This is a genomic window from Stenotrophomonas sp. STEN147, assembly GCF_056757995.1.
Genome location: NZ_JBRRCG010000002.1, coordinates 361,226 through 383,904 on the forward strand (window position 1 = coordinate 361,226; position 22,679 = coordinate 383,904).

A 22,679-nucleotide genomic window follows, 5' to 3' on the forward strand; every position below is an offset into this window, starting at 1 on the left:
GGTCCGCACCCATCGCAGCGGTCGTGCATCACCGGCTCAGGTGCAGGAACTGCAGGTGCCGCTCGTACTGGCTGATGATGTCGTTGATGATCTGCTTGCGGCTGTATCCGACCAGGTCGTAATCCTGGCTGCCTTCGAACAGATGCACTTCGGCGCGGTAGTAGCGCTGGTTGCGCAGCTGCTGGGCGGCGAACGACGGCGTCAGGTAGCCGCGGAGGATCACCCGATACAGGAAGTCCTGCTGCTCGCCATGGTTGACCGAAAGTTCCATGTCGCCGGCTTCGATGCGGGTATGCACATCCCAGCCCTGCCCGCGCAGCTGCTCGGCCACGGCTTCCATCGCCGGTTTCACCGTGTCATCCATGAAGCGGTAGACCTGGTCGCGCACCGGGAAGTGCATCGCCTGGCTCAGGCGCTGGCGCCAGCCCTGGTGGTGGCGATCGTCGCCGATCAGCGGCGATGGCCGGTACTGCAGCGCGCGCTTGCGGTGCGATTCGTCACTGAAGGCTCGGGTGAGGCCCCACATCATCAGCAGCAGCACCGCCGAGAATGGCAGTGACGCCAGCACCACCGCCGACTTCAACGCATCGATGCTGCCCGCCAGCAGCAGGCCTGCGGTGAGCACGGCGATCACCGTGCCCCAGAACACGCGCAGCCAGCGCGGGCCATCGTCTTCCGGAGCGCCGCCGTGCGACGACAGCGTGGACAGCACCACCGCGCCCGAATCGGCCGATGTCACGAAAAAGATGAAGCTGACCAGCACGGTCACCGCGATCACCGTGCGGCTCCACGGATAACCATCAAGCAATGCGTACAGCACGGTCGGCGGGTCATCCACGGCCAGCTGTGCCAGCTGCTGCTGGCCATGGTGCAGCACCTGGTCCAGCGCGCTGTTCCCGAAGATCGACAACCAGGCCAGGGTGAAGCCGAGCGGAATCAGCAGCACGCCGAACACGAATTCGCGGATGGTACGTCCGCGCGAGATGCGGGCGATGAACAGGCCGACGAACGGCGCCCAGCCGATCCACCAGGCCCAGTAGAACACCGTCCAGCCGCCCAGCCATGCCGGCCGTCCGCCATAGGCGTACACGTCAAAGCTCTTGCCGACCACACTGCCCAGATAGTCGCCCAGGTTCTGCATCAACGTGCCGAACAGATATTGGGTGGGCCCGGCGAACAGCATGAACAGCACCAGCGCGATCGCCAGCAGCATGTTGATGTTGGCCATCCAGCGGACCCCCTTCTCCACGCCGGACACTGCCACGGCCACCGCCGCCCCCATCATGCTGGCGACCAGGACGATCTGCACGAAGTTCGAGTGCGGGATGTCGAACAGGTGCGACAACCCGGCGTTGAGGTGCAGAACACCGAAGCCCATGTCGGCGCCGATGCCGAACACGGTGGCGACAATGCCCAGCGCGTCCACGGTGTAGCCGATCGGTCCGTTGATGCGCTTGCCGATCAGCGGATACAGCGCCGAGCGCAACGCCAGCGGCAGGTTGTGGCGATAGGCGAAGTAGGCCATGGCCATCGCCGCCAGCGCGAACACGCCCCAGCCATGCAGGCCCCAATGCAGGAACAGCAGCTGCATGGCCTGGCGCGCGCCGGCCTCGCCGGCGGCGGGAGCGCCCTGCGGCGGCTGCAGGTAATGGGTCAGCGGCTCGGAGACACAGAAGAAAAACAGGGTGATGCTGATGCCCGCGGCGAACAGCATGCCCGCCCAGGAGAGATAGCTGAACTCGGGCTCGTCATGGTCGGCACCGAGCTTGATGCCACCATACTTGGACAGCGCCACGCCGACCACGAACACCAGATAGAGGGTCATCGCCAGCAGGTAGTACCAGCCAACGTTGAGTGCCGCCCAGTCCTGTGCGCTGAGCAGCAGGCGACCGGCACCGATTGGATAGAGGCTGACGAACAGCGCGAACGCCACGACGATGATCGCCGCGAAGGCGAATACAGGCCGCAGGGTGCGCACCGGGGATTGTTGCGGCTCCAGGGCTTCCACGGGGCGGCGTTCTCCGGTCGATCAAAGAGTGAGCCGGCGGATTCTGGCTGAACGGCGGTGGACGCAGGATGAAGTGCTGTCGCGCGATGACAGCACAGGGACAGCACGCGCGTGGTATCACGCGCGCGCCGCGAAGTTCAGCGCATCACGTGCACGGCGCACAACTTGTTGCCGTCGGGATCGCGCAGGTAGGCCAGGTACAGCTGCCGCCCGGCCTTGTGGCGTACGCCCGGCGGATCTTCGATGGCGCTGCCGCCGTGGGCGATGCCTGCGTCCTGCCAGGCGTGAACTGCCTGCGGAGTCTCCAGCGCGAAACCAATCGTGCCGCCATTGGCGTGGCACGCCGGCTGGCCATCGATGGGCGGGGTCACGATGAACATCCGCCCGTCCTTGACGTAGACCAGTTTTCCATCTTCATCGGTCATGCCCGGTCGGCCGCCGATGGCTGCGAACAGTGCGTCGTAGAAGCGGCGCGAGACCGCAAGATCATTGGAACCGACGGTGATGTGGCTGAACATGGCGGCACTCCGTTGCGGAAAAACCGCAGTGTCGGACAGCGCGCTCCGGTCTGCAATCGTCGCCGCTCATGCGGTACTGAGCAGAAGCACCGCCCCCGTCACCAGTGCAATGCCGATCCAGCCGATGGGCCGCAGGCGATTGCCGAACAGCAGGCGCCCGCAGGCAGCGGTGCCGATCACGCCGATGGCACCCCACAGCGCATAGGCCGTGGCCAGGTCCAGGTGGCGTACTGCCTGGCCCAGCAGCGCGAAGGCGATCCAGACCATGACGACGGCAGCGACACCCCATTGCCAGCGGCGGAAGCCTTCGGACTTGGCCACCATCATGTTTGCCGCGACGTCGATCAGTGCGGAACAGATCACGAAGAACAGTGCCGTTGTGTTCATCAGTGCGCCTCCCCAAGGGTGACGCAGACAATGCCGGCCACTGCCAGCAGCAGGCCGGCCAGCTGCTGCACCGACAGGCTCTCGCCGAACACCACGATGCCGACCAGGGTCAGCAGGGTCAGCCCCAGCCCCTCCCACACCGCGTACGCAACGCCGACCGCGATGCGCCGCACCGACAGTGCCAGGAAGTAATAGGACAACGCCAGCGCCCCGGCCATCACCAGGTAGCCGGTCCAGCCACCGGCGCGGGCGGCATGGGCCATGAAGGACGTGCCGACCACTTCGGCGACGATCGCCACGGTCAGGCAAGCCCAGGCAATCAAGGGGCCTGGGGCGGGAACACGACGGGTCATTGGGAAACTCCAGCAGGATTCACAGCGCCCGCTGACAGGGGCGATGGCGCCCAGTATCATCGCTCTTTACGATGGCGCCAAAGTGGAACCCATCGAAATGAGCGATGGATCGATGCCCTACTCTCCTGAATCCCTGCAGGCGTTCGTCGAGGCTGCCGCACTGGGCTCCTTCTCGGCTGCCGCGCGGCGCCTGCGCAAGACGCAATCGACGGTCAGCACCGCCATCGCCCATCTGGAAGCCGATCTGGGCGTATCCCTGTTCGACCGCAGCGGGCGCTATCCGCAGCTTACCGACCCGGGGCGGCAGGTGCTGGGCCATGCCCAGGAAATCCTGGCTGCCGATGCGCGCCTGCGGCAGCTGAGCGTGCGCCTGGCTGCGCCTGTCGAACCCCGGCTGACGGTGGTGTTCTCCGATGTTTACCAGTTGGACCCGGCGCAACAGCTACTGCAGCGTTTCGCCGAAGCCTTTCCCGAAATCGAACTGGAGTGGCTCGACGCTGAAGGACACGATGTGCTGGAGCTGGTCAGCAGCGGCCGCGCCGGACTGGGGCTGCTGCCCCGCCAGGAGCGCTATCCGGATGCAGTGATTGCACGGCCGCTGGCCCATCACAGCGAGCTGGCGGTGTATGTCGCGCATGGACACGCACTGGCCGCGGCCGGTGCGCGCGCCGCCGCGCAGCTTGCCCGCCATCGGCAGATACGCTTGAGCGCACAGGTCGATCACGCGCGCGCCGTCGCCGGTCCGGCCTGGACCGCATCGGACTATTTGATGGTGATGGAAATGGCCGAGGAAGGCATCGGCTGGGCCGAACTTCCGAGAGCGCTGGTGCAGCGCTACGACCGCGGACACCTGGTGGAACTGGTCCTGCCCGGTTGGCCGCGGCGCATCCACAGCGACCTGGTGTGGCGGCGCGACACACCGCCCGGGCCGGCCGCGCTGTGGTGGGCCGACGCGCTGCGATAGCGCCGGGCCCTATCGGCCCGGCATGCACCAGGATTGGCCGCAACCGCAGCCGCGCAGGGGCTTGCCCCCCTCCTCAGCGATGCGCCAGTGCGTAGTCCAGCGCAGAGCAGACCGCTGCCACCTGCGCATCGTTGCACTGCTGCGGCGTGGCGCGCGGGCTGTCCGGGTAGACTTCGGTGGTGGTGGTGTACGGCGCACCGGTGATGCCGGCACAGAGGGCCAGTTCCACCAGCGGGTACTCGATCACGCCATGGGCCACCACCGCAGAGCCGATGATCTCGCCCTTGTCGTCGGCCGGTGCAATGTGGGTCACCTTTTCCACCGCCGCGATCACGGCCTGCTGGAACGCCGGCTGCGGATTGGCGCTGTCGTCCACCAGGTAGAAGCCATCGGGAATCAGGCCCGGTTCGAACGGCTTGCCATCGCGCGCCGCCAGCGCAGGGCGGAACTCGCTTTCATCGCTGTCGGTGGTCTCATGCAGATCGATGTGCAGCACGAACTGGCCCTTGAGGGGTTCGATCAGCTCGATCAGCGCGGTTGATTCGCGGGCCGGACCACCGGCACGGAAGTTGCGGTTCGGGTCGATCGCATCGAAGTTCCAGCGGTTGATGCGCTCGAAGCCCCACGGGTTGACGCACGGTGCCACCAGCAGGTTGGCCTTGCCCGCGTAATCGGCCGCGTGCTTTTCAAGGAACTCCAGGGCACCCATCACGCCACTGGTTTCGTAGCCGTGCACGCCGCCGGTGACCAGCGCCGCCGGCAGCGCCGGGTTCCAGTCGCGGCTGCGCAGGGCGAACAGGGTATAGGTCTCTCCCGCGTAGTCGAGCTGGCCGTAGGCCACCTTGTCGAAGCGCGCTGCCAGTGCCTCGATGCGCGGCAGTACTTCCTCGTCGTAGCGGCGCAGGCGCTGCTGGCGCGCACGCCACTGCTCCCGTTCCGCCGCTCCCCACGGCTGGCCAGGGGTTCCGACGGGATAGAAGACAGCTGCAGGCATGACGGATCTCGGTGAGTCAGGAGGCAATCATTCACTTTACCACCCGACCCCGGAGGCCATCGGCCTTCGATTCCATTCACGAATGGAATCAGCAATAATTCTCATTTACCACCTTCCCTGCGCCGTCCAGATGCCCCTCCACACCCCGAAACCGGCCCGACTGCCCTTGGTGGCAGCCCTCGCCCTGTGCCTGATGCCCCTTGCTTCCGCCCTCGCCCAGGACGCGCCGACCACGCTCGACAGCATCCAGGTCTCCGGCAGTTGGCTGGGCACCGGCCTGCATGACAGCGTCAAGAGCTTCGCCGGGGCACGTACGGTGGTCGATCGCCAGCGCATCGAGGCCAGTGGCGCGGCCAGCATCGGCGACGCCATGCGCCGCATCCCCGGCGTGCAGATCACCGACAACTCCGGCACCGCCGGCAGTTCGGTGTCGCTGAACATCGGCGTGCGCGGCCTCACCGGCCGCTACTCACCCCGCTCGACGGTGCTGCTGGATGGCGTGCCGCTGGCCGTCGCACCCTACGGCCAGCCCCAGCTGTCGTTCGCGCCGGCCAGCCTGTCCAACATCGAATCGATCGACGTCGTGCGCGGCGGCGGAGCCGTGCGTTACGGGCCGCAGAACGTGGGCGGCATCATCAACTTCAGCACCCGCGCCATTCCGCAGCAGAGCGGCCTGCACGGCGAGGTCGGGATCCGCTACAACGCCCATGACCATGGCGGCGGCGACAGCACCCAGTACAACACCTTCCTCGGCGGCACCAGCGACAACGGCCTGGGCGTCGCCCTGCTCTATTCCGGCCAGGACGGTCGCGGCTGGCGCGAAGGCAGCGACGACCGTTTCAACGATCTGGCACTGAAGTTCGCCTACGCCATCGACGACCAGCAGACGCTGCGTGCCAAGCTGTCCTACTACGACGTCCGCTCGCTGACGCCAGGCGGCCTGACCCGCGCGCAGTACGAGGCGGATCCGTTCCAGAACACGCGTCCCGATGACTTCTGGAAGGGCCACCGCACGGGCATCGATCTGGGCTACACCCACACGTTGTCCGACACCCGCGAGTTCGAGGTGCTGGCCTATTACAACGAAAGCACCCGTGCCAGCTCGCTGATCAACGCTGCCAACACCCAGGTGAGCGTGCAGCCACGCGACTACCGCGTGCTCGGCATCGAACCGCGCTACACCCAGCGCCTGCACTGGGGCGCAAGCGTGCACGACGTCACCGCCGGCTACCGCTTCCTGCGCGAGCGCGGCAACGACCGCAGCTACACGGTAACCCGCCGCACCGGCGCCACAAGCGCCGTCAACCGCTTCGACAATGCCACCGACGCCCACGCCTTCTATCTCGACGACCGCATCGCCATCGGCCAGTGGCGGATCACGCCGGGGGTGCGCATGGAGTGGATCGACATGGACCGCCGCCAGGCCGGTGGCGGCACCACCTTCAGCAGCCGCAACGACAAAGCCCTGCCCTCGCTCAACGTCGCCTATCTGTTGACCCCGCAGCTGACCGTGTTCGGCAACTACACCACCTCGTTCGGGCCGGTGCAGAACATCCAGCTGAACTCGCAGACCGCCAGCAATCCGCTGAATCCGGAGGTGGCCAGGACCACCGAGCTGGGCGCCCGCTGGCAGGACGGTGCACTGCGCGCCGAGGTCACGGTGTTCAGGATGCGCTTCGACAACCAGATCCTGCAGGTGCCGGGGATCACCCCTCCCACCTTCCAGAACATCGGCGCGACCGACCACAAGGGTGTGGAAAGCGCGCTCGAATACCGCTTCGCCGAAGACAGCGTGCTGGCCGGACTGGAGCTGTACGCCAACTACACCTGGACCAAGGCGATCCAGCAGTCCGGTGACAACCGCGGCCGGGACGTGCCCTTCTACTCGCGCGACACCGACAGCATCGGCGCCCGCTATGCGCTGTCGGCCTGGACCTTCAATGTCTCCAGCACGCACCAGAGCGGCCAGTTCTCCGACGCTGCCAACACCTGGCAGGAAAGCGCCGATGCACGTGTGGGCCGCGTGCCGGGGGTGCGGCTGTGGAATGCGCAGGTGGCCTGGCAGGTTCCGGGGCTGGGCGACAGCGAGATCACAGCCGGCGTGAACAACCTGGCCGACAAGCGCTGGTACACCCGCAATGTCGACGGCAATGCCGGGCGCATGGTGGCCGCGCCACGCACCTTCTACCTGCAGGGACGCTACCGCTTCTGATGCGGTAAATGCCCGATGCGGTGACGGTGGCGATCACGATGGCGGCGTATCATGCCGCCACCATGGCCTCCACGGTTCCACCATCGCGCCTGCATCTGGCCTTCCAGGGCCTGCGACTGCGCCTGCGTGGCAGCGACCTGTGGTTCATCGCACTGGCGTTGCTGGTCGGCCTGATCGCCGGTGGCCTGACGCTGCTGCAGTCGGACATCGCGCGCGGGCTCCAGAGTGCGCTGTACGGGCTGGAACCCGGCATGCGCCTCAGCTCCCTGCCCGCGCTCAGCTGGACCGCCCTGCTGGTGTTGCCGCTGGGCGGCCTGCTGGTCGGGCTGGTCAGCCTGGCGGCAGCGCGGCGCAAGCGCCCGCTGCTCGACGCGGTCGAGGCCAATGCCCTGCATGGCGGTCGCATGTCGATGCGCGACAATCTGATCGTGCTGACCCAGACCCTGCTGTCGAACGGCTGCGGTGCGTCCGTCGGTCTTGAGGCTTCGTATACCCAGATGGGTGCGGGCAGCGGCTCGCAGCTGGGCCGTATCATGCGCCTGCGCCGCAATGATGTGCGCATCCTGGTCGGTGCCGGTGCCGCCGGCGCCATCGCCGCGGCCTTCGGGGCGCCGCTGGCCGGCGCCTTCTACGCGTTCGAGATCGTCATCGGCGCCTACACGCCCGCTGCTCTCGCGCCTGTGGCCCTGGCCGCACTGGCGGGTGCATTCGTCGCCGACCAGTCCGGCATCGAGGCGTACCTGCTGCCCGCAGCCTCGACCATCGATGTGCGCGCCGCCGACTACGCGATCTACGGCCTGCTCGGTTGCTGCTGCGCCATGGTGGGGATCGGCGTGATGCGACTGATCGCCTCCATCGAAGGCGTGGTCAAGCGCAGTCCACTGCCCCTGTGGGGGCGCCCGGTGGTCGGCGGCCTCCTGCTGATTCCACTGGCCATGGCCAGCCCGCAGGTGCTTTCCTCCGGTCACGGTGCGCTGCACCTGGACCTGACCACGCAGCTGCCACTGATCTGGATCGGCGGCCTGCTCGCCCTGAAGCTTCTCGCCTCGGGCATTTCGCTGGGCTTCGGCTTCCGCGGTGGTCTGTTCTTTGCGTCGCTGTTCATGGGCACCCTGGTCGGCACCCTGTTTGCCGGCCTGCTGGCGATGGCCACTGGCGTGCCGGTGATTGATGCCACGTCCGCGGCGCTTGCGGGCATGGCCGCGTTGGCCGCCGCAGTGGTCGGCGCGCCGATGACCATGGCCATGCTGGTGCTGGAAGGCACCCACGACTTCCTGCTGACCAGCGTGGTGATGAGCGCGGTACTGGTCTCCAGCACACTGGTCCGCCAGTGGTTCGGTTACTCGTTCTCGACATGGCGCATGCATCTGCGCGGCGAAACCATCCGCAGCGCACGCGACGTCGGCTGGATCCACACCCTCAACGCCGGGCGGATGATGCGCAAGGGCGTTGCCACCACTCCGGCCGGGCTGGATGCTGGTGCATTCCGCCAGCGTTTTCCGCTGGGCTCCGGCAGTCGCGTGGTCCTGATCGACAGTGAAGGCCACTACGCCGGCATCGTGCAGATTCCGCGCGTCTACGCCGACGGCGTGAAGCCGGAGACACCCGTTGGCGACCTGGCCGAGAATCGCGAGGTGTCACTGTTGCCCGGCGCGGATGTGGTCAGCGTGATGCAGTGCTTCGACCGCACGCAGGCCGACGAACTGGCCGTGGTTGCCGCCGATGGCCAGCTGCTGGGCATTGTTTCCGAGGCCTTCGTGCGCAGGCGCTACGCCGAGGAGCTGGACAAGCGCCAGCGCGAACTGATGGGCGAGCGCGTCGAAGACGCCGATTGATCGCCCGCCCCGCTGCTACAGCGCTTCGCCGGCATCGGCCAGCCGCGACTCGATCAAGGCATACCATTGCTCCAGCATGTCGATCAGCATGTCCAGCTCTGCATCGGCACGCTGCGCCCGGCCACTGCGCAGGCAGGCCTGGGTTTCCTGCAGCTGGGCCAGGAACCCGGCCACGGTATCGGCCTGCAGGATCAGGCCCGGCAGGCGCCGCCCGGGGATGCGCACGACCGCATGATTGCCGAGCTGGCCATACACGCTGAGGGTGGTTTCCGTCTTCATGGACAGAGGCAGGAATTGGGCGTTCATCGCGTGCACCGTATGAAAACCTGAGCCACCGGCAGGGGTGGACGACGGGGGAGACGTGGCCACGTCCTGCCGGTGGTCAGGGGGGACTCGGGATGCCGGGGCATGGCCACGGCGCGGGAGACTTCAGCGCGGGTGCGCGACCCCGACGATCTGCACCCGGCGATTCGGCGCAAGGCACGCGATCAGTTCGCGACGGTTGCGCTGTGCGCACTGCACGATCGGTTCAGCCGCGCCGCGCCCTTCGGCACTGATGCTGCCCGGCGGCACTCCGCCCTGCACCAGGGCCGTGCGCACCGCTTCGGCCCGCTTCTGCGAGAGTTGCTGGTTGTAGCTGGCCGCACCGATGCGATCGGTGTAGCCGACGACCTGGATCGACTGCACCTTGCTGGCCTCACGGACCTGCGCCAGGATGCCCTGCACCGCCTGCTGGCCTTCGGCGCTGAGTACCGCGCTGTCGAAACCGAACAGTGCATCGGCGGCCAGGCGCAGCGGCTGTTCGGGCAGTGGCGCGGGTGCCGGTGGCGGCGGTGGTGGCCGCGGCGGGTCGAGCACGGCGGCGCAGGATTCGGGCTTCCAGTAGCCGGCCTGGGCGATGCCCTTGTTGTCGAAGCGCACCTGGAACTGGCAGGTGAAGTACTCGGCGCCCTGTGCGGTGCGGAAGTTGAACAGGTAGTTCCACTCGCGCACGCCCCACATGCCTTCGTTGAAATGCGGCGTACCCAGCAGGCTGTACAGCTGCCGCTTGCTCATCCCGGGCGCGAAGCGGCGCAGGTCGGCGATGTCGGGATAGGTGCCCTCCTTCAGCGACGCCTTGGAGGCTTCCGGGAAGGCTACTGCAGTAGCCTCGGCCGGCGCCTCACCGGCGGGCGCGTGGCTGCGGCAGGCGGCCAGCAGGCCGGCGGCGAGGATCAGACCCAGCGACGCGGCGATGCGGCCGGCGCGGGCGATGCGATGCTGATTCATGTCATTCCCCCTGTAGACGTTTGCGCGGCAGCCGGGCCGCGATTGCGGCCCGGCTACGGCGGTTACCACTGGATGCCGGCACCGACGGCCACACCGGCCTCGCCACGGCTGTTGGTGGAGCCGCTGAACTTGTAGATCCAGCGGCCTCCTTCCGAGACACCGGACAGGCCCACCGCCACGCCCGATTCGCCGTTGTAGCTGCCGGCGGCGAACGAGGCCATGCTGCGACCCGCTTCGCTCGGCTGCGGCAGCGAGGCCGTGGCCATGGCCGAAGCGATGCCGGCCGAAGCGCGGTTGTCGGTCCTGCGCAGGTCGCGCTCGAAGCCGCCCATGCGCTCGTCGGTATAGGCCTTCGACCAGTCCAGGGTCTGCGCCATGCCGGACTTCAGCTGGTCGACATTGACCGCGTCGGTGCCTGCCGTACCGGCCGCAACGTTGCGGACCGTCGTCGGGCCGCTGGTGCTGCTGCCGAGAGTGACACTGTTGAAGTTGGTGGCTCCGTTGACGGTGGTGTCGTAGCGGATGGTGCCCTGCTGCGAGGCCTGCAGCTGCCGCACGTTGACCGCATCGGTGGCCTGGGTGCCGTCTGCCACATTGACCACCTGCCGTTCGGCGCCGCTGGCCCCCACCGAAACCGTGTTGGCACGGTTGGCCACCGACCCTGCGCCCAGGGCCACCGAGTTGTCGGCCTGTGCCTGCGAGCCGTTGCCCAGGGCCGTCGAGTTGGCCCCGGCGGCCGTCGATCCTGCACCACCGGCTGCGGAATTGGCACCCGTTGCGGCCGGATCGGCCAGGTTGTTGCTGTTGTTGGCGCGGAAGCTGCCGGCGACGTTGGTGATGTTCTGGATCTTCTGGTCGGTGTAGGCCTTGGACTGATCGATGGCATAGTTCACGCCATTCTTCAGCTGGCCGACATTCGTCGCGTCGTGATCGTCCGAGCCGTCGGCAACGTGGGTGATCTTGCGTTCACTGCCGCTGCTGCCGACCGACACTTCGCCTGCCGAATTGCTGGCACCCGTCTGACCATAGGCACCGGTATAGCCGCTCTGCGCGCCGACGCTGGCCACCGAGCCGGCACCCAGTGCCACGCTGTTGTCCGCGCTGGCGTTGGCACCGTTGCCGACTGCCACGGCCGAAGCACCTGCCGCACTGGCCTGCGGACCCACCGCCAGCGCCTCCGCACCTGCCGCAGCGGCCGCCGCGGCGCTGGAGTTCACTGCCAGGTACGGGCTGCCGCCACCGTTGGTGATGCGCTGGTTGAGCACCCTCAGCGAACCGTCCACCGCGGAGAACGCCGCGGTGACGTTGCTGTAGTCGTTGGCGGTCAGGGTGCCGTCGGTGGCGATGCTGGAGATGCTGAACGACGGCGCGGTCCACAGATTGGTGGTGCCGTCGAAGGCCGTGCTGCCGCCGAAGTAGTTGGCGATCGTCGAGTTCGTGCTGAACAGCTGGTCGCCGGTGATGGCGTCGCTGCTGCCTGCAAGGATGCTGCCAGCCGCCACGTTGGTCACCTTCACCGCACCCGTGCCGGTACCGCTCAGGGTGACCGTGTTCACGACGTTGCCACTGCCATCGACATCGTACTTCACCGCGCGCTTGTCGATATCGTCGGTCTGGTCGGCGACATTGGCCAGCGAATTGCTGACCGCGTCGAAGGCGGTGCCGACGTCGTTGTAGCTGCCCTGGCTGATAGTGCCATTGGCGGCGATGTTGTTGATGGTGTAGGTCGGCGCGGTCAGCACACCGGCCGCATTGACCGCCGCGCCGCCGCCGAGGTGGGTGGCAACGGCCTGGTTGGCAGCGAACAGCTGGGCACCATTGATGGCTTCGGTGCTCGTGGCGCTCACCTGGCCCGGGCCGAGGTTGCGCAGCGTGGTCGCCGTGCCGCCCTGACCCAGCGTCGCGCTGGCGTAGTTGACGCTGCCATCGCCATTGAGGTCGTAGCGCAGCGCGCCTTCCTCCGAGGCCTGCAGCTGGCCCAGGTTCACCGCATCGGTGGCAGCCGTACCGGCGGCCAGATTCGTCACCTGGCGTTCGGCACCCGCGGCACCGATCGACACGCTGTTCGCACGGTCAGCCAGGCTGCCGGCACCGACCGCGATCGCGTTGGCCGCCGTGGCGCGGGCGTTGGTACCGACCGCGATGGAGTCGGCACCGGTGGCCACTGCCTCCACGCCTGTGGAGTTCACCCGCAGGTACTTGGTGCCGCCGTTGCGGATATCGTTGATCTGCGTGTTGAGATTGACCAGCGAGCCGTCGACGGCGTCGAAGGCATCGGTCGCATTGTTGTACAGGCCCTGCGCGATGGCGCCGTCGGTGGAGATCGTGCTGATCTCGAACAGCGGCGCGGTGAAGGCGCCACTGACCGGATCGAAGGCGGTGATGCCACCGAAGAAGCCGGCGATGGCGGCGTTGGTGGTGGCCAGCTGGCCGCCGTTGACGGCTTCCAGGCTGCCGGCGGTCACCGCACCCGCGGCGAGGTTGCCGATGGTGGTGGTACCGGTGCCGTTGCCGAGCGTGACGCGGCGATAGTCCGGATTGCCTGCGCCATCGACGTCGTACATCACCGCGCCGGCCGAAACATCATCGATCAGGCTGATCGCGCCCTTCAACTGGGCGACGTTGACCGCATCGGTATTGGCGCTACCCGCAGCCAGGTTGGTGATCTGGCGCTCGCCACCGTTGGCGGTACCCACCGAAACTTCACCGGCAGACACCTGGGCGGCGGTCAGGCCATAGGCGCTGTAGCTGGCCTGTGCGCCGCGCAGCGCAGCGGAACGGTAGCCCAGCGCCACCGAGTTGGCCTGGTTGGAGGTCGCCTCCGCACCCAGCAGGGTCTGGCCGTTGGCAGTACCCACCGCGCTGTCGCCGACAATCACCGAGTGGCCCATGCGCGCGGCGTAGTCCGCAGTCGGCACGCCGGTTGGATTGGTAGGATCATTGGGACCGGCTCCCGGGAACGCCACGTTGGCATCCACCTTCGGCAGCTCATGGCGGGCATTGGCGCCGATCACCACTTCCTTGGAGCCGTTGGCGAAGGCACCGTCACCCATCAGCACCTGGTAATCCTGTGCGGCGTTGACCGCCCAGCAGGAGATGTCGGCCAACGCGATATCCAGGCACTTGGCGGCCCATGCCGGCGAATCCGTCGGCAGCAGCAGGCCCAGCAGGCCACCGGGGTTGCCGTTGTTGATGTTGTAGATGTAACTGTCGGAAGTGACGCCACCGATCAGGGTCAGGTGCGAGCTGCCACCGGTCACCGCGCCGCCCAGGCCATTGAGGGTGCTGCCGACCGGTGACAGGTTCACGACCGGCAGGCCGAGCACGTTGACCGTGGAGTAGGCCTGCATCACGTTCGCGTTGCTGAGCTTGAGATTGCCGTTGTGCAGATAGCCGTCACCGCCGAACAGGCTGCTGGTCGTGGGGCCGATCAGCTGGCCGACGTTGCCGACCAGGCCACCGGTGCCGATGATGAGTCCCGCATTCGGATCAGCCGGAGCGGGTGCCTTCGGGCTGTCCGGCGGAATCGCCGAGGGCTGGGTCAGGCCCAGGCCACCCAGCGTGCCGCCCACCAGCCCGCCGACTGCGCCGCCGAGATTGTTGACGGTACCGTTGAGGTTGCCCTCCAGCAGGTTGCCCACCGCACCCCCGACGTTGCCGAGCGTGCCGGTGAGTACGCCGTCCAGCCCGCTGCCCGGCGTGGTGCTGCCACCCCCGAGCAGGCCACCGACAACGCTGCCGACCGAGCCGACCGTATTGTTGAGTGCACCGCCCACGGCACCTCCGATGGTGCCGACGGTGCCGTTGAGCACACCACCCACCGCACCCCCGACTGCGCCGACCGTGCCGTTGAGCACGCCTCCGACTGCACCGCCGACCGCGCCCACGGTGCCGTTCAAAGCACCGCCTACGGCGCTGCCGACTGTGCCAACGGTGCCGTTCAGCGCACCGCCTACCGCGCTGCCGACCGTGCCGACAGTGCCGTTGAGCGCACCGCCGACTGCACCGCCGACCGTGCCGACAGTTCCATCCAGGACGCCGCCGACCGCACCTACGGTGCCGTTCAGAGCGCCACCCACAGCACTGCCAACCGTGCCAACCGTGCCGTTGAGCGCACCACCGACAGCACCACCGACCGTGCCGACAGTTCCATCCAGGACGCCGCCGACCGCACCCACGGTGCCGTTCAAGGCGCCGCCTACGGCGCCACCGACCGTGCCGACCGTTCCGTTAAGCGCGCCACCCACTGTGCCGACGGTCCCGTCGAGGACACCGCCGACCGCACCTACGGTGCCGTTCAACGCGCCACCCACAGCACTGCCAACCGTGCCAACCGTGCCGTTGAGCGCACCGCCAACGGTGCCGACGGTTCCATCGAGGACACCGCCGACTGCACCTACGGTGCCGTTCAACGCGCCGCCTACGGCGCTACCGACCGTGCCGACCGTTCCGTTGAGCGCGCCGCCTACGGCGCTGCCGACCGTGCCGACCGTGCCGTTGAGCGCGCCGCCCACCGCACCACCGACGGTGCCGACGGTTCCATCGAGGACGCCGCCTACAGCACCCACGGTACCGTTCAAAGCGCCGCCTACGGCGCTACCGACCGTGCCGACCGTGCCGTTGAGCGCACCACCCACTGCACCACCGACCGTGCCGACAGTTCCATCCAGGACACCTCCGACTGCACCTACCATGCCGTTGAGCGCACCGCCCACTGCACCACCGACGGTGCCGACAGTTCCATCGAGGACACCGCCGACCGCACCCACGGTACCGTTCAAAGCGCCGCCTACGGCGCTGCCGACCGTACCGACTGTACCGTTGAGCGCACCACCCACTGCACCGCCGACGGTGCCGACCGTTCCATCGAGGACACCGCCGACCGCACCCACAGTGCCATTCAAAGCGCCGCCTACGGCGCTGCCGACCGTACCGACCGTGCCGTTGAGCGCACCACCCACTGCACCACCGACGGTGCCGACGGTTCCATCGAGGACGCCGCCGACGGCACCTACTGTGCCATTCAAGGCGCCGCCTACGGCGCTGCCGACCGTACCGACCGTGCCGTTGAGCGCGCCACCGACTGCACCACCGACGGTGCCGACGGTTCCATCGAGGACGCCGCCGACGGCACCTACTGTGCCATTCAAGGCGCCGCCTACGGCGCCACCGACCGTACCGACTGTGCCGTTGAGCGCACCACCTACGGCACCTACGGTGTTGTTCAACGTGTCGCCCAGGGAACCACCGACGTTGCCGACGGTGCCGTTCAGTACACCGCCCACCGCACTGCCGACCGTACCGACAGCACCGTGCAGCGTGCCGCCTACTGCGCCCACGGTGTTGTGCAGCGTGCCGCCCACCGCACCGCCGACCGTGCCGGCAGCTCCGTGAAGCGTGCCACCTACTGCGCCTACGGTGTTGTGCAGTGCGCCACCCACTGCGCTACCTACGGTGCCGACGGTTTCGTGCAGCGTCTCGCCTGCTGCGCTGCCCACCGTGCCGACTACGCCGTGCACTACGCCACCCACCGCACCGCCAAGATCGCCCAGGGCGCCGTGATGCAGGCCTCCAAGACCGAGCGTGCTGGCCTGCGCACTCGCGACGGTCCGGCCCGCAAGCTTCAGGTTGCGATCGGCCACCACGTCCTGGCCACCCGGGCCCTGCACGCGCACCTTGCCGGCGACGCCTGCATCGAACGCCGCCGTGATCGCGCGATCATGGGTCTCGCCCGGCAGTTCTTCCTTGGCGGGCAAGCTCACCGCTGCGGTTGCGGAGGCCTTGCCCTGGCCCGAGATTCGATGTCCGGCGATGGCCAGATGCGAGTCGGCGTTGCCGTCGATGCCGGCCTTCAACCCGGACAGTCCCTGCGAGGACGTCGTGATACCCGCTGCCGCCTTGGCGCCGGCACCCACCGATGCCACCGGGGCACCTGCGATGCCGACCCTGGCCTTTGCCTTCGCATCGGCCGTCAGCCCCAGCGGCGAAGCGGCGCCGGAGGAAACGTTCGCTGCCAGTGAGGTATCCACCTGGGTACCGGCTCCGATGCCGAGCTGGGCCCGCACATCAGCGGCCAGCGCTGGCGTGGGCACATGCTGCGGCGATGCGTTCGCCCCCAGCTTCACCTGCACGGCGGCCGGCAGGACCTCGCGCACCAGCGGCAGCGAGGTCGTGCTCAACTGCAGGCCCACGCGCGTATCGGCACTGATCGCAGGCGTCGCCTGCGCCTGTCGCGCGGCTGCGGCCAGGGCGACTTCGGCGTCGACCTTCACCGGCAACGTCTGGGTGTACTTGGCCGCCAGCGCCTGCAGATCGCGCAGCGACTGGTTGGATTCGGTTGCGGATGCCGGCCCGCTGGCCAGCACGCACAGCAGTGCAAGTGCAAGGGCGCTGGGCGTCAGCAGGGAGGTGCGCGGATCGCGTGATGCGGTGCCGCCGCTATCGCCGGTGGCCAGTTCCGAGGCCACAACCAGAGCATTGAGCTGGCGGTTCCATACACGCCGGTAGATGCGGTTCATGAGCATTTCCCCCGTAGGCGAACAACTTGAATGACAGTGGACTTGCCGCTAGGCAGGTGACTGACATTTCAACGGTTCGCGGAGGCGTGGCGCACTTCAATCCGGCAGGGCAATCGCGCAATCCGGCAAATCCACGGCCGGATTCGGCAGCCGAATATGCAAAACCGGCAGCAATGCCGTGAAAGCCCTTGTGGGGCAGGACTCAGGCCGGTTGGCCCAACTGCGCGGGTGCACGCATCAGGGTATCCCGCGGAAGTTCACCGAACACCTTCCGGTAATTGTCGGCAAAGCGGGAGAGATCCCACAGGCCACAGCTCAGCGCGATCGCCTTGACCGAACGCCTGCTGGAGTCGGCCATCGACAGGCTGCGGCAGGCTGCACAGAGGCGCAGCATGGACAGATAACGGTTGGGCGACGTACCGAACAGATCTTCGAATGCATAGCGCAGGCCACGCTCGCTGACACCGGCGGCGTCGCAGATTTCATTCATATATATATTGCGACGCAGGTTGAGCCGCATGAAATTCTCGGCGCGCTGGGCGATCAGGTAATGCGTACGCCGTGCGCGGCTGCACCCCGGGCGATCGACGGCACCGGCACCCAGCAGGGCCTGGATGTGCTCGTGCAGCAGCCGCTCGGTTTCCTCCGGCTGCAGGCTGGCACCCTGCCCCAGTTGCTGGTGCAGCTGCTGGTAATGCATCGCCAGCGGGGCATCATCACCGGACAGATTGAACAGCGAGAGCGCCTGCCCCGCCGGCGGTGTGCTGCGCAGGCTCAGTTCGGTCAGCTTGCGCTGCACGCGGGACACCGGCACCAGCATCAGGGTCAAGCGGGTACCGGGGCTGAGGGTGAATTCACTGATGCCTTCGGGAAGCACGGTCAACGCCATCCCGGCCGCCAGCGGTACGCCATGGCACCAGCTCACCGCCTCGTCGGTGGCCTGAAGGTACCCCAGCATCGCCCAGTCCGGCGGCAGCATGAAGCGGCCACGGCAATGGAATCCGCAGCTGATGCTGCAGAACAGGGCTTCCTCATGCACGCGCGAAGCGAACGCCGCGCGCGGACCATTGCCGTCGAGCAGCAACAGTTCCACATCGCATACGCGAAGCACACCGCTCAGCGTGGCCAGGTCGATCGACCGGAGCTCGCCGTCGTCGCTGTCAACCACCCCACCATCAACCATGACAGTGTCGTCCCCCGTTGGTCAGCTGCCCGCCGCAACCCCCCACTGCCCTACAGGTGCGCGCGGTTTCCAAGAGCATCATCCGTTGCCGTGATGGATGCGGCCACTGGCCGGCTCCACCTTGAAAGTACCAAACCTTGAATACGAGTATGCCCGATAATCCGCGCAGGTAAACAGGTCGCACGGGAATACAGCAACCCGCGCCCGGCGTGAAGGAAATGTGGGCGCCAGTGGCACGATTCTCGCATGCGTTAACCCGGGTCACATTATTAACATCACGATGAATCGTTACGCCTGGGAACGGCGCTTCATCACAGAATAAGCAACCGATTATCAGGAATAAGAGATTCCTGCCGAATTTGCATATAGGTTCCGGTTGCACCCGGCCGCCATTCAGGCAAAGTCGGTATCACGGTGATCGAACCGCTCCGATGCGGTCACACCCAGGGGACAGCATGACGATGCACGCGCTGCTCGATGACGTTGCGACCACCGGCCTGGTGCCGCGCGGTCGCGCATGCGCGGTCGCTGCACTCCCTGGCGGAGATCACCCTGCTTGAGCGATGCGGGACAGCCCGCATTGCCACCTCCGCCAGGATGGCAGAGGTCCATGGACGGTCCCGACGGAGTCGGGCAACCGGCCGATGCAGGTGTCTTGTTGCCATTGACAGGTAGAGGGAGACAACCGTCATGAACGCTTCCATCCGCAAGTTCCTGAAAGAAGAAGATGGCGTGACCGCACTCGAATACGGGCTGCTGGCCGCTGTGATCGCCGGCATCCTGATTGCCGTGGGCCGCACCCAGATCACGGCATTCTTCACCACGCTGTTCACCCGCCTTTCGGCAATCGCCACCGAAGCAACCACCTGAGCGACCTGCGGACACACCACCGCTGGTCGCGCCATCCGCGACCACGGTGGCCGCAGGCCGGGATGCGGTTGCAGACGGTCCAGTGACGGACGAAGGGGAGTGCGATGACACTGCTGGGACTATTGGCCATCGGTGTGTGCCTGCGGATCGCGATCAGCGATCTGTATGCCCGCCGGGTGCCCAATGCCTGGCTGCTGGCGGCGTGCGCACTCGCAATACCTCTGCTGGTCGCGGGGCAATTTGGTGAGCCACGACTGCCATGGCCGGCGCACCTGCTCGGTGCCGTTGCCGGCTTGCTCGCGCTCCTGCCCTTCTACGCACTACGCTGGATGGGCGCAGGCGACGTGAAATTCTTTGCCGTGCTCGGCCTGCTGCTGGGATGGCATGCCCTGCTGCCGATATGGGTAGTGGCCAGCCTTGCCGCCGGCGCCCACGCAGTGGCGATCCTGCTCGGGCGCCAGCTGGGCATGCACCTGCCGATGCGCGTGCAGCTGCAGGTATCGCGCGCCAGCGAGCAATGGCAGACACACCCCGCATTGCGCGGAATGGAGGCTGCCCGCCAGGGGCGCCGCGGCATTCCCTATGCGGCCTACCTCGCATTGGCGGCGATCGGCTGGCTCCTGGCCACGACCTACGGAGGTCTCGCATGAACACCCTCGGTCCGCGGCGCCAGCGTGGCGTGGTTGCCGTCGAATACGCGCTGATGATGATTCTCGGCCTGGTGCCGCTGCTGCTGTTCACTTTTTCCGGCGTGCTGATCATGGCTGCCCAGCAGACGCTTGCAACGGCCGCTGCCGAAGGCGCGCGCGCATCGCTGCGCTTCGGAACCGCCAACGAACGACGCACCGCCGCGTGCGTCGCAGCACGCCAGTCGATGCAATGGCTGCTGCAGTTCTCCAGGCAGAACCCCGACTGCAGCGCCGGCGGCACCGGTCCGATCCAGGTCTCGGCGCAGGCACCGTGCGCGGGCATGGCAACCGCGCAGTGCATGACGGTGACCGTCCGCTACGACTATGCCGCCCACCCCTTCTTCCCCGGCACCGCCACGCTTTACGGCTGGGTGATGCAGGCCCCCATCCGCAGCGTCGCGGTCGCCCAGCTCGACCTCGGCTCCGGCAACTGACGGTACAGGAGACGGTTCCATGCTCAAGTTGACCCGCATCGCCGCCATCGCTCTGATCGCACTCGCGGTGCTGCTGGCGCTGATCGCATTCGTGATCGGCCGCAGACCCGCCCCTTCGACGGAAAGCGCGGCTCCGGTCGTTCAGGCCGACGCACAGGCCATTACGGTGGTCGAGGCCATCGCCCGGCTGCCGGCCGGTGAACCGATCACTGCCAATGGCGTGCGCCTGGCGCGTCGAAGCGCAGCCGTGCCGGGCGCCGCCGCAGACCTGGCCGCCGTGGTCGGCAAGGTGCCGGTGCAGGACATCGCCGAAGGCAGCACCATCAGCGACGCGGTGCTGGCCCAGGGCTTCTCGTTGCAGCTGCGGCCCGGCGAGCGTGCACTGGCGGTGCCGGTGGATGAACTGGTCGGTGCCGGCAACCGCATCCTGCCGGGCGATTTCGTCGATGTGTTCCTCAACCTGCGCAGCGAACCTGCCAGCTACAACGCGGCACCCGACGCCGCACAGACCCGCCTTCTGCTGTCGCGCCTGCGCGTGCTCAGTTATGGCCAGCAGGACATCGCCCCGAACACGGGCAGCACGAATGCCAGCGCCGATGCCAGCAACCGTGCAGACCCGCGCGCGGCGGATATCACCAGCAACGCCAGCAGCGGTGGCGGCAGTAGCGGTGACGCGGCCCAGCCGGCCCGCAGCGCCGTGCTGGCGGTGCCGGTGGCCGATGCCAACCGGCTGCTGCTGGGCGCGCAGCAGGGCAAGCTCTACCTCGCGCTGCGCAATCCCGCCGACGCCGGCCAGCCCGACCTGGCCCTGTTCCCGCAGGCGCGAGGCGTGATCGATCCGCTGCGTGGCCTGGACGCGGAACAGCAGCTGGCGTTGCAGCGCCCCGAGAACCACGCCTTCGCCGGCATCGATGGCGATGCGCTGGCCGGCCGCAGCAACGCACGCGCACGCGCGGTGAACGACGCCCCGGCACAGCCCCCCGCCGCCCGCCGCAGCGCACCGCGCGCATCCGGAATCGAGATCATCCGCGGCGATGGTTCTGCGCCCCGCGGCTCCCTTTGACCTGCACCGAGAGCTTCCATGACCGAACGTCGCCAGAGTCCACGCCCCTCCTCCCGCCAGCGCTGGCTCGCTCTGCTGCTGGTGCTGCTGGCGCCTGCGACCAGCGTGGCTGCTGACGACCTGGTGCTGCAGGCCCGCGAACAGCGGCCCTGGACACTGCCCGCGGACCTGGAACGGGTGGCCATCGCCGATCCGGGCGTCGCCGATATCGTGATGCTGCGTGGCCAGCGCCAGGCGCTGCTGGTCGGCAAGGCCCCCGGCACCACCACCCTGCTGCTGTGGCACCGCAAGCAGTCGGAGCCACAGCGCGTGCAGGTCCGCGTGCAGAGCGCGGTGCAGGGGGCGGCCGATGCGGGTTCCAGCGGCCTGGTGTTCACCCAGCAGGACCAGCAGGGCCTGCTGCAGGGAAGCACCGACAGTGCGCTCTCGCACATGCAGGAACAGAAGGCGGCCGCGATGGCGTTGGGCAAGGATGGCCAGCTGGCCGATGCCTCCACCATCGCCAGCGGCGGTGTGGTCCAGGTCGAGGTGAAGGTGGTCGAGTTCAACAAGACCGCGCTGAAACAGGTCGGCATCAGCTTCCAGAACCGCAACGGCGGTTTTGCCTATGGCTTCGCTCGTCCGGGCGGGATCCTGCCGGGCAACACCGGCGTGCTGCCCGGCATGCAGGAGGGCAACTCCAGCAACGAATCGGAATCGCCCATTTCATCGGCCTTCCGCCTGGTGTTCGGCTCGACGAAGGGCCTGTGGAATGCGGACCTCGATCTGCTGCAGTCCAACGGCATGGCCCGGGTGCTGGCCGAGCCGACCCTGGTCGCGCTGTCCGGCCAGAGCGCCAGCTTCCTCGCCGGTGGCGAACTGCCGATCCTCGAACCCCAGGGCCTGGGGACCACCACCATCACCTACAAGCCGTTCGGCATCGGCCTGACCGTCACCCCGACCGTGCTCGCGCCCAACCGCATCGCCCTGAAGGTGGCGCCGGAAGCCAGCGACCTCGACTACACCAACGCCATTTCCCTCAACGGTGTGCAGATTCCGTCGATCAGCACCCGCCGTGCCGATACCACGGTGGAACTGGGCGATGGCGAGAGCTTCGTGATCGGCGGTCTCGTCAGCTCGACGGTCGCCTCCACGGTGAACAAGATCCCGCTGCTGGGCGACCTGCCGATCATCGGCTCGTTCTTCCGCGATTTCGACTACAAGCGCCAGGACAAGGAACTGGTGATCATCGTCACGCCACGGCTGGTGCAGCCTCTCGCCCGCAATGCCGAGCTGGCACTGCCAGGCGAGCGCGAGGCCCGGCCCAACCTGCCTGAGTGGGGTTCCTGGCTGCTGGGTCCGGTCAGCCAGGACCCTGTGCCCGGTTTCTCACGTTGAATCCA

At 67.5% G+C, this 22,679-nt stretch carries 17 protein-coding genes; 8 read left to right on the forward strand and 9 right to left on the reverse strand.

All coding sequences use genetic code 11. The annotated features are described in order from the left end of the window. Positions 1-28: 28 nt before the first annotated feature. From betT to ACVOKU_RS04505, 4 genes are all read right to left on the reverse strand, one after another. Positions 29-2,008: a choline BCCT transporter BetT gene (betT, locus tag ACVOKU_RS04490; protein WP_481559227.1), complete on the reverse strand. Its 1,980-nt coding sequence runs from the start codon at positions 2,006-2,008 to the stop codon at positions 29-31. Between the two features lie 137 nt (positions 2,009-2,145). Continuing rightward, complete coding sequence (locus ACVOKU_RS04495) at positions 2,146-2,526, reverse strand: VOC family protein (RefSeq protein WP_065175235.1); 381 nt, start codon at positions 2,524-2,526, stop codon at positions 2,146-2,148. A gap of 66 nt (positions 2,527-2,592) precedes the next feature. Next, on the reverse strand, positions 2,593-2,913 hold the full coding sequence (locus tag ACVOKU_RS04500; protein ID WP_065175236.1) for a DMT family transporter: 321 nt from the start codon (positions 2,911-2,913) through the stop codon (positions 2,593-2,595). After that, complete coding sequence (locus tag ACVOKU_RS04505; RefSeq protein ID WP_481559228.1) at positions 2,913-3,266, reverse strand: SMR family transporter; 354 nt, start codon at positions 3,264-3,266, stop codon at positions 2,913-2,915. Before ACVOKU_RS04505 ends, ACVOKU_RS04500 begins: the two co-directional genes overlap by 1 nt. A gap of 112 nt (positions 3,267-3,378) precedes the next feature. Here ACVOKU_RS04505 and ACVOKU_RS04510 point away from each other — a divergent pair, with 112 nt between their 5' ends. Then, positions 3,379-4,230: a LysR family transcriptional regulator gene (locus tag ACVOKU_RS04510; protein ID WP_345781886.1), complete on the forward strand. Its 852-nt coding sequence runs from the start codon at positions 3,379-3,381 to the stop codon at positions 4,228-4,230. Between the two features lie 73 nt (positions 4,231-4,303). Here ACVOKU_RS04510 and ACVOKU_RS04515 read toward each other — a convergent pair whose 3' ends face one another. Continuing rightward, on the reverse strand, positions 4,304-5,224 hold the full coding sequence (locus ACVOKU_RS04515) for a M14 family metallopeptidase (protein ID WP_461289323.1): 921 nt from the start codon (positions 5,222-5,224) through the stop codon (positions 4,304-4,306). A gap of 130 nt (positions 5,225-5,354) precedes the next feature. Here ACVOKU_RS04515 and ACVOKU_RS04520 point away from each other — a divergent pair, with 130 nt between their 5' ends. Beyond that, the gene (locus ACVOKU_RS04520) at positions 5,355-7,436 is read left to right on the forward strand and encodes a TonB-dependent receptor family protein (RefSeq protein WP_481559229.1); all 2,082 of its coding nucleotides are present in this window, start codon (positions 5,355-5,357) and stop codon (positions 7,434-7,436) included. A 38-nt stretch (positions 7,437-7,474) separates the two neighbouring features. Continuing rightward, complete coding sequence (locus ACVOKU_RS04525) at positions 7,475-9,271, forward strand: chloride channel protein (RefSeq protein WP_481559282.1); 1,797 nt, start codon at positions 7,475-7,477, stop codon at positions 9,269-9,271. A gap of 15 nt (positions 9,272-9,286) precedes the next feature. Here the strand turns inward: ACVOKU_RS04525 and ACVOKU_RS04530 are convergent, their stop codons facing one another. The 4 genes from ACVOKU_RS04530 to ACVOKU_RS04545 form a co-directional block, all read right to left on the reverse strand. Continuing rightward, complete coding sequence (locus ACVOKU_RS04530; protein ID WP_053517836.1) at positions 9,287-9,577, reverse strand: DUF6959 family protein; 291 nt, start codon at positions 9,575-9,577, stop codon at positions 9,287-9,289. Positions 9,578-9,700: 123 nt separating this feature from the next. After that, the gene (locus tag ACVOKU_RS04535) at positions 9,701-10,540 is read right to left on the reverse strand and encodes an outer membrane protein assembly factor BamE (RefSeq protein ID WP_481559230.1); all 840 of its coding nucleotides are present in this window, start codon (positions 10,538-10,540) and stop codon (positions 9,701-9,703) included. 62 nt (positions 10,541-10,602) lie between these two features. Next, on the reverse strand, positions 10,603-17,058 hold the full coding sequence (locus ACVOKU_RS04540; RefSeq protein WP_481559231.1) for an ESPR-type extended signal peptide-containing protein: 6,456 nt from the start codon (positions 17,056-17,058) through the stop codon (positions 10,603-10,605). Between the two features lie 202 nt (positions 17,059-17,260). Continuing rightward, on the reverse strand, positions 17,261-18,241 hold the full coding sequence (locus ACVOKU_RS04545; RefSeq protein WP_481559232.1) for an AraC family transcriptional regulator: 981 nt from the start codon (positions 18,239-18,241) through the stop codon (positions 17,261-17,263). Between the two features lie 690 nt (positions 18,242-18,931). On the opposite strand from ACVOKU_RS04545, the gene ACVOKU_RS04550 reads away from it, so the two are divergent. The 5 genes from ACVOKU_RS04550 (at position 18,932) to ACVOKU_RS04570 (ending at position 22,674) form a co-directional block, all read left to right on the forward strand. Next, entirely contained in the window at positions 18,932-19,111 is a 180-nt protein-coding gene (locus ACVOKU_RS04550; RefSeq protein WP_263174570.1) for a Flp family type IVb pilin, read from the forward strand. Between the two features lie 104 nt (positions 19,112-19,215). Beyond that, positions 19,216-19,761, forward strand: coding sequence for an A24 family peptidase (locus ACVOKU_RS04555; protein ID WP_065182942.1), 546 nt, complete (start codon positions 19,216-19,218; stop codon positions 19,759-19,761). Then, positions 19,758-20,234 (forward strand): TadE/TadG family type IV pilus assembly protein, encoded by a 477-nt coding sequence (locus tag ACVOKU_RS04560; RefSeq protein WP_065182943.1) that lies wholly within the window; start codon positions 19,758-19,760, stop codon positions 20,232-20,234. The genes ACVOKU_RS04555 and ACVOKU_RS04560 overlap by 4 nt, the downstream gene beginning before the upstream one ends. A 19-nt stretch (positions 20,235-20,253) precedes the next feature. Further along, on the forward strand, positions 20,254-21,297 hold the full coding sequence (gene cpaB / locus ACVOKU_RS04565; RefSeq protein WP_481559233.1) for a Flp pilus assembly protein CpaB: 1,044 nt from the start codon (positions 20,254-20,256) through the stop codon (positions 21,295-21,297). Positions 21,298-21,315: 18 nt separating this feature from the next. Then, positions 21,316-22,674 carry a type II and III secretion system protein family protein gene (locus ACVOKU_RS04570; protein ID WP_111185926.1) on the forward strand — a complete coding sequence of 453 codons (1,359 nt, stop codon included), beginning with the start codon at positions 21,316-21,318 and terminating at the stop codon, positions 22,672-22,674. The last annotated feature ends 5 nt before the right edge of the window (positions 22,675-22,679 follow it).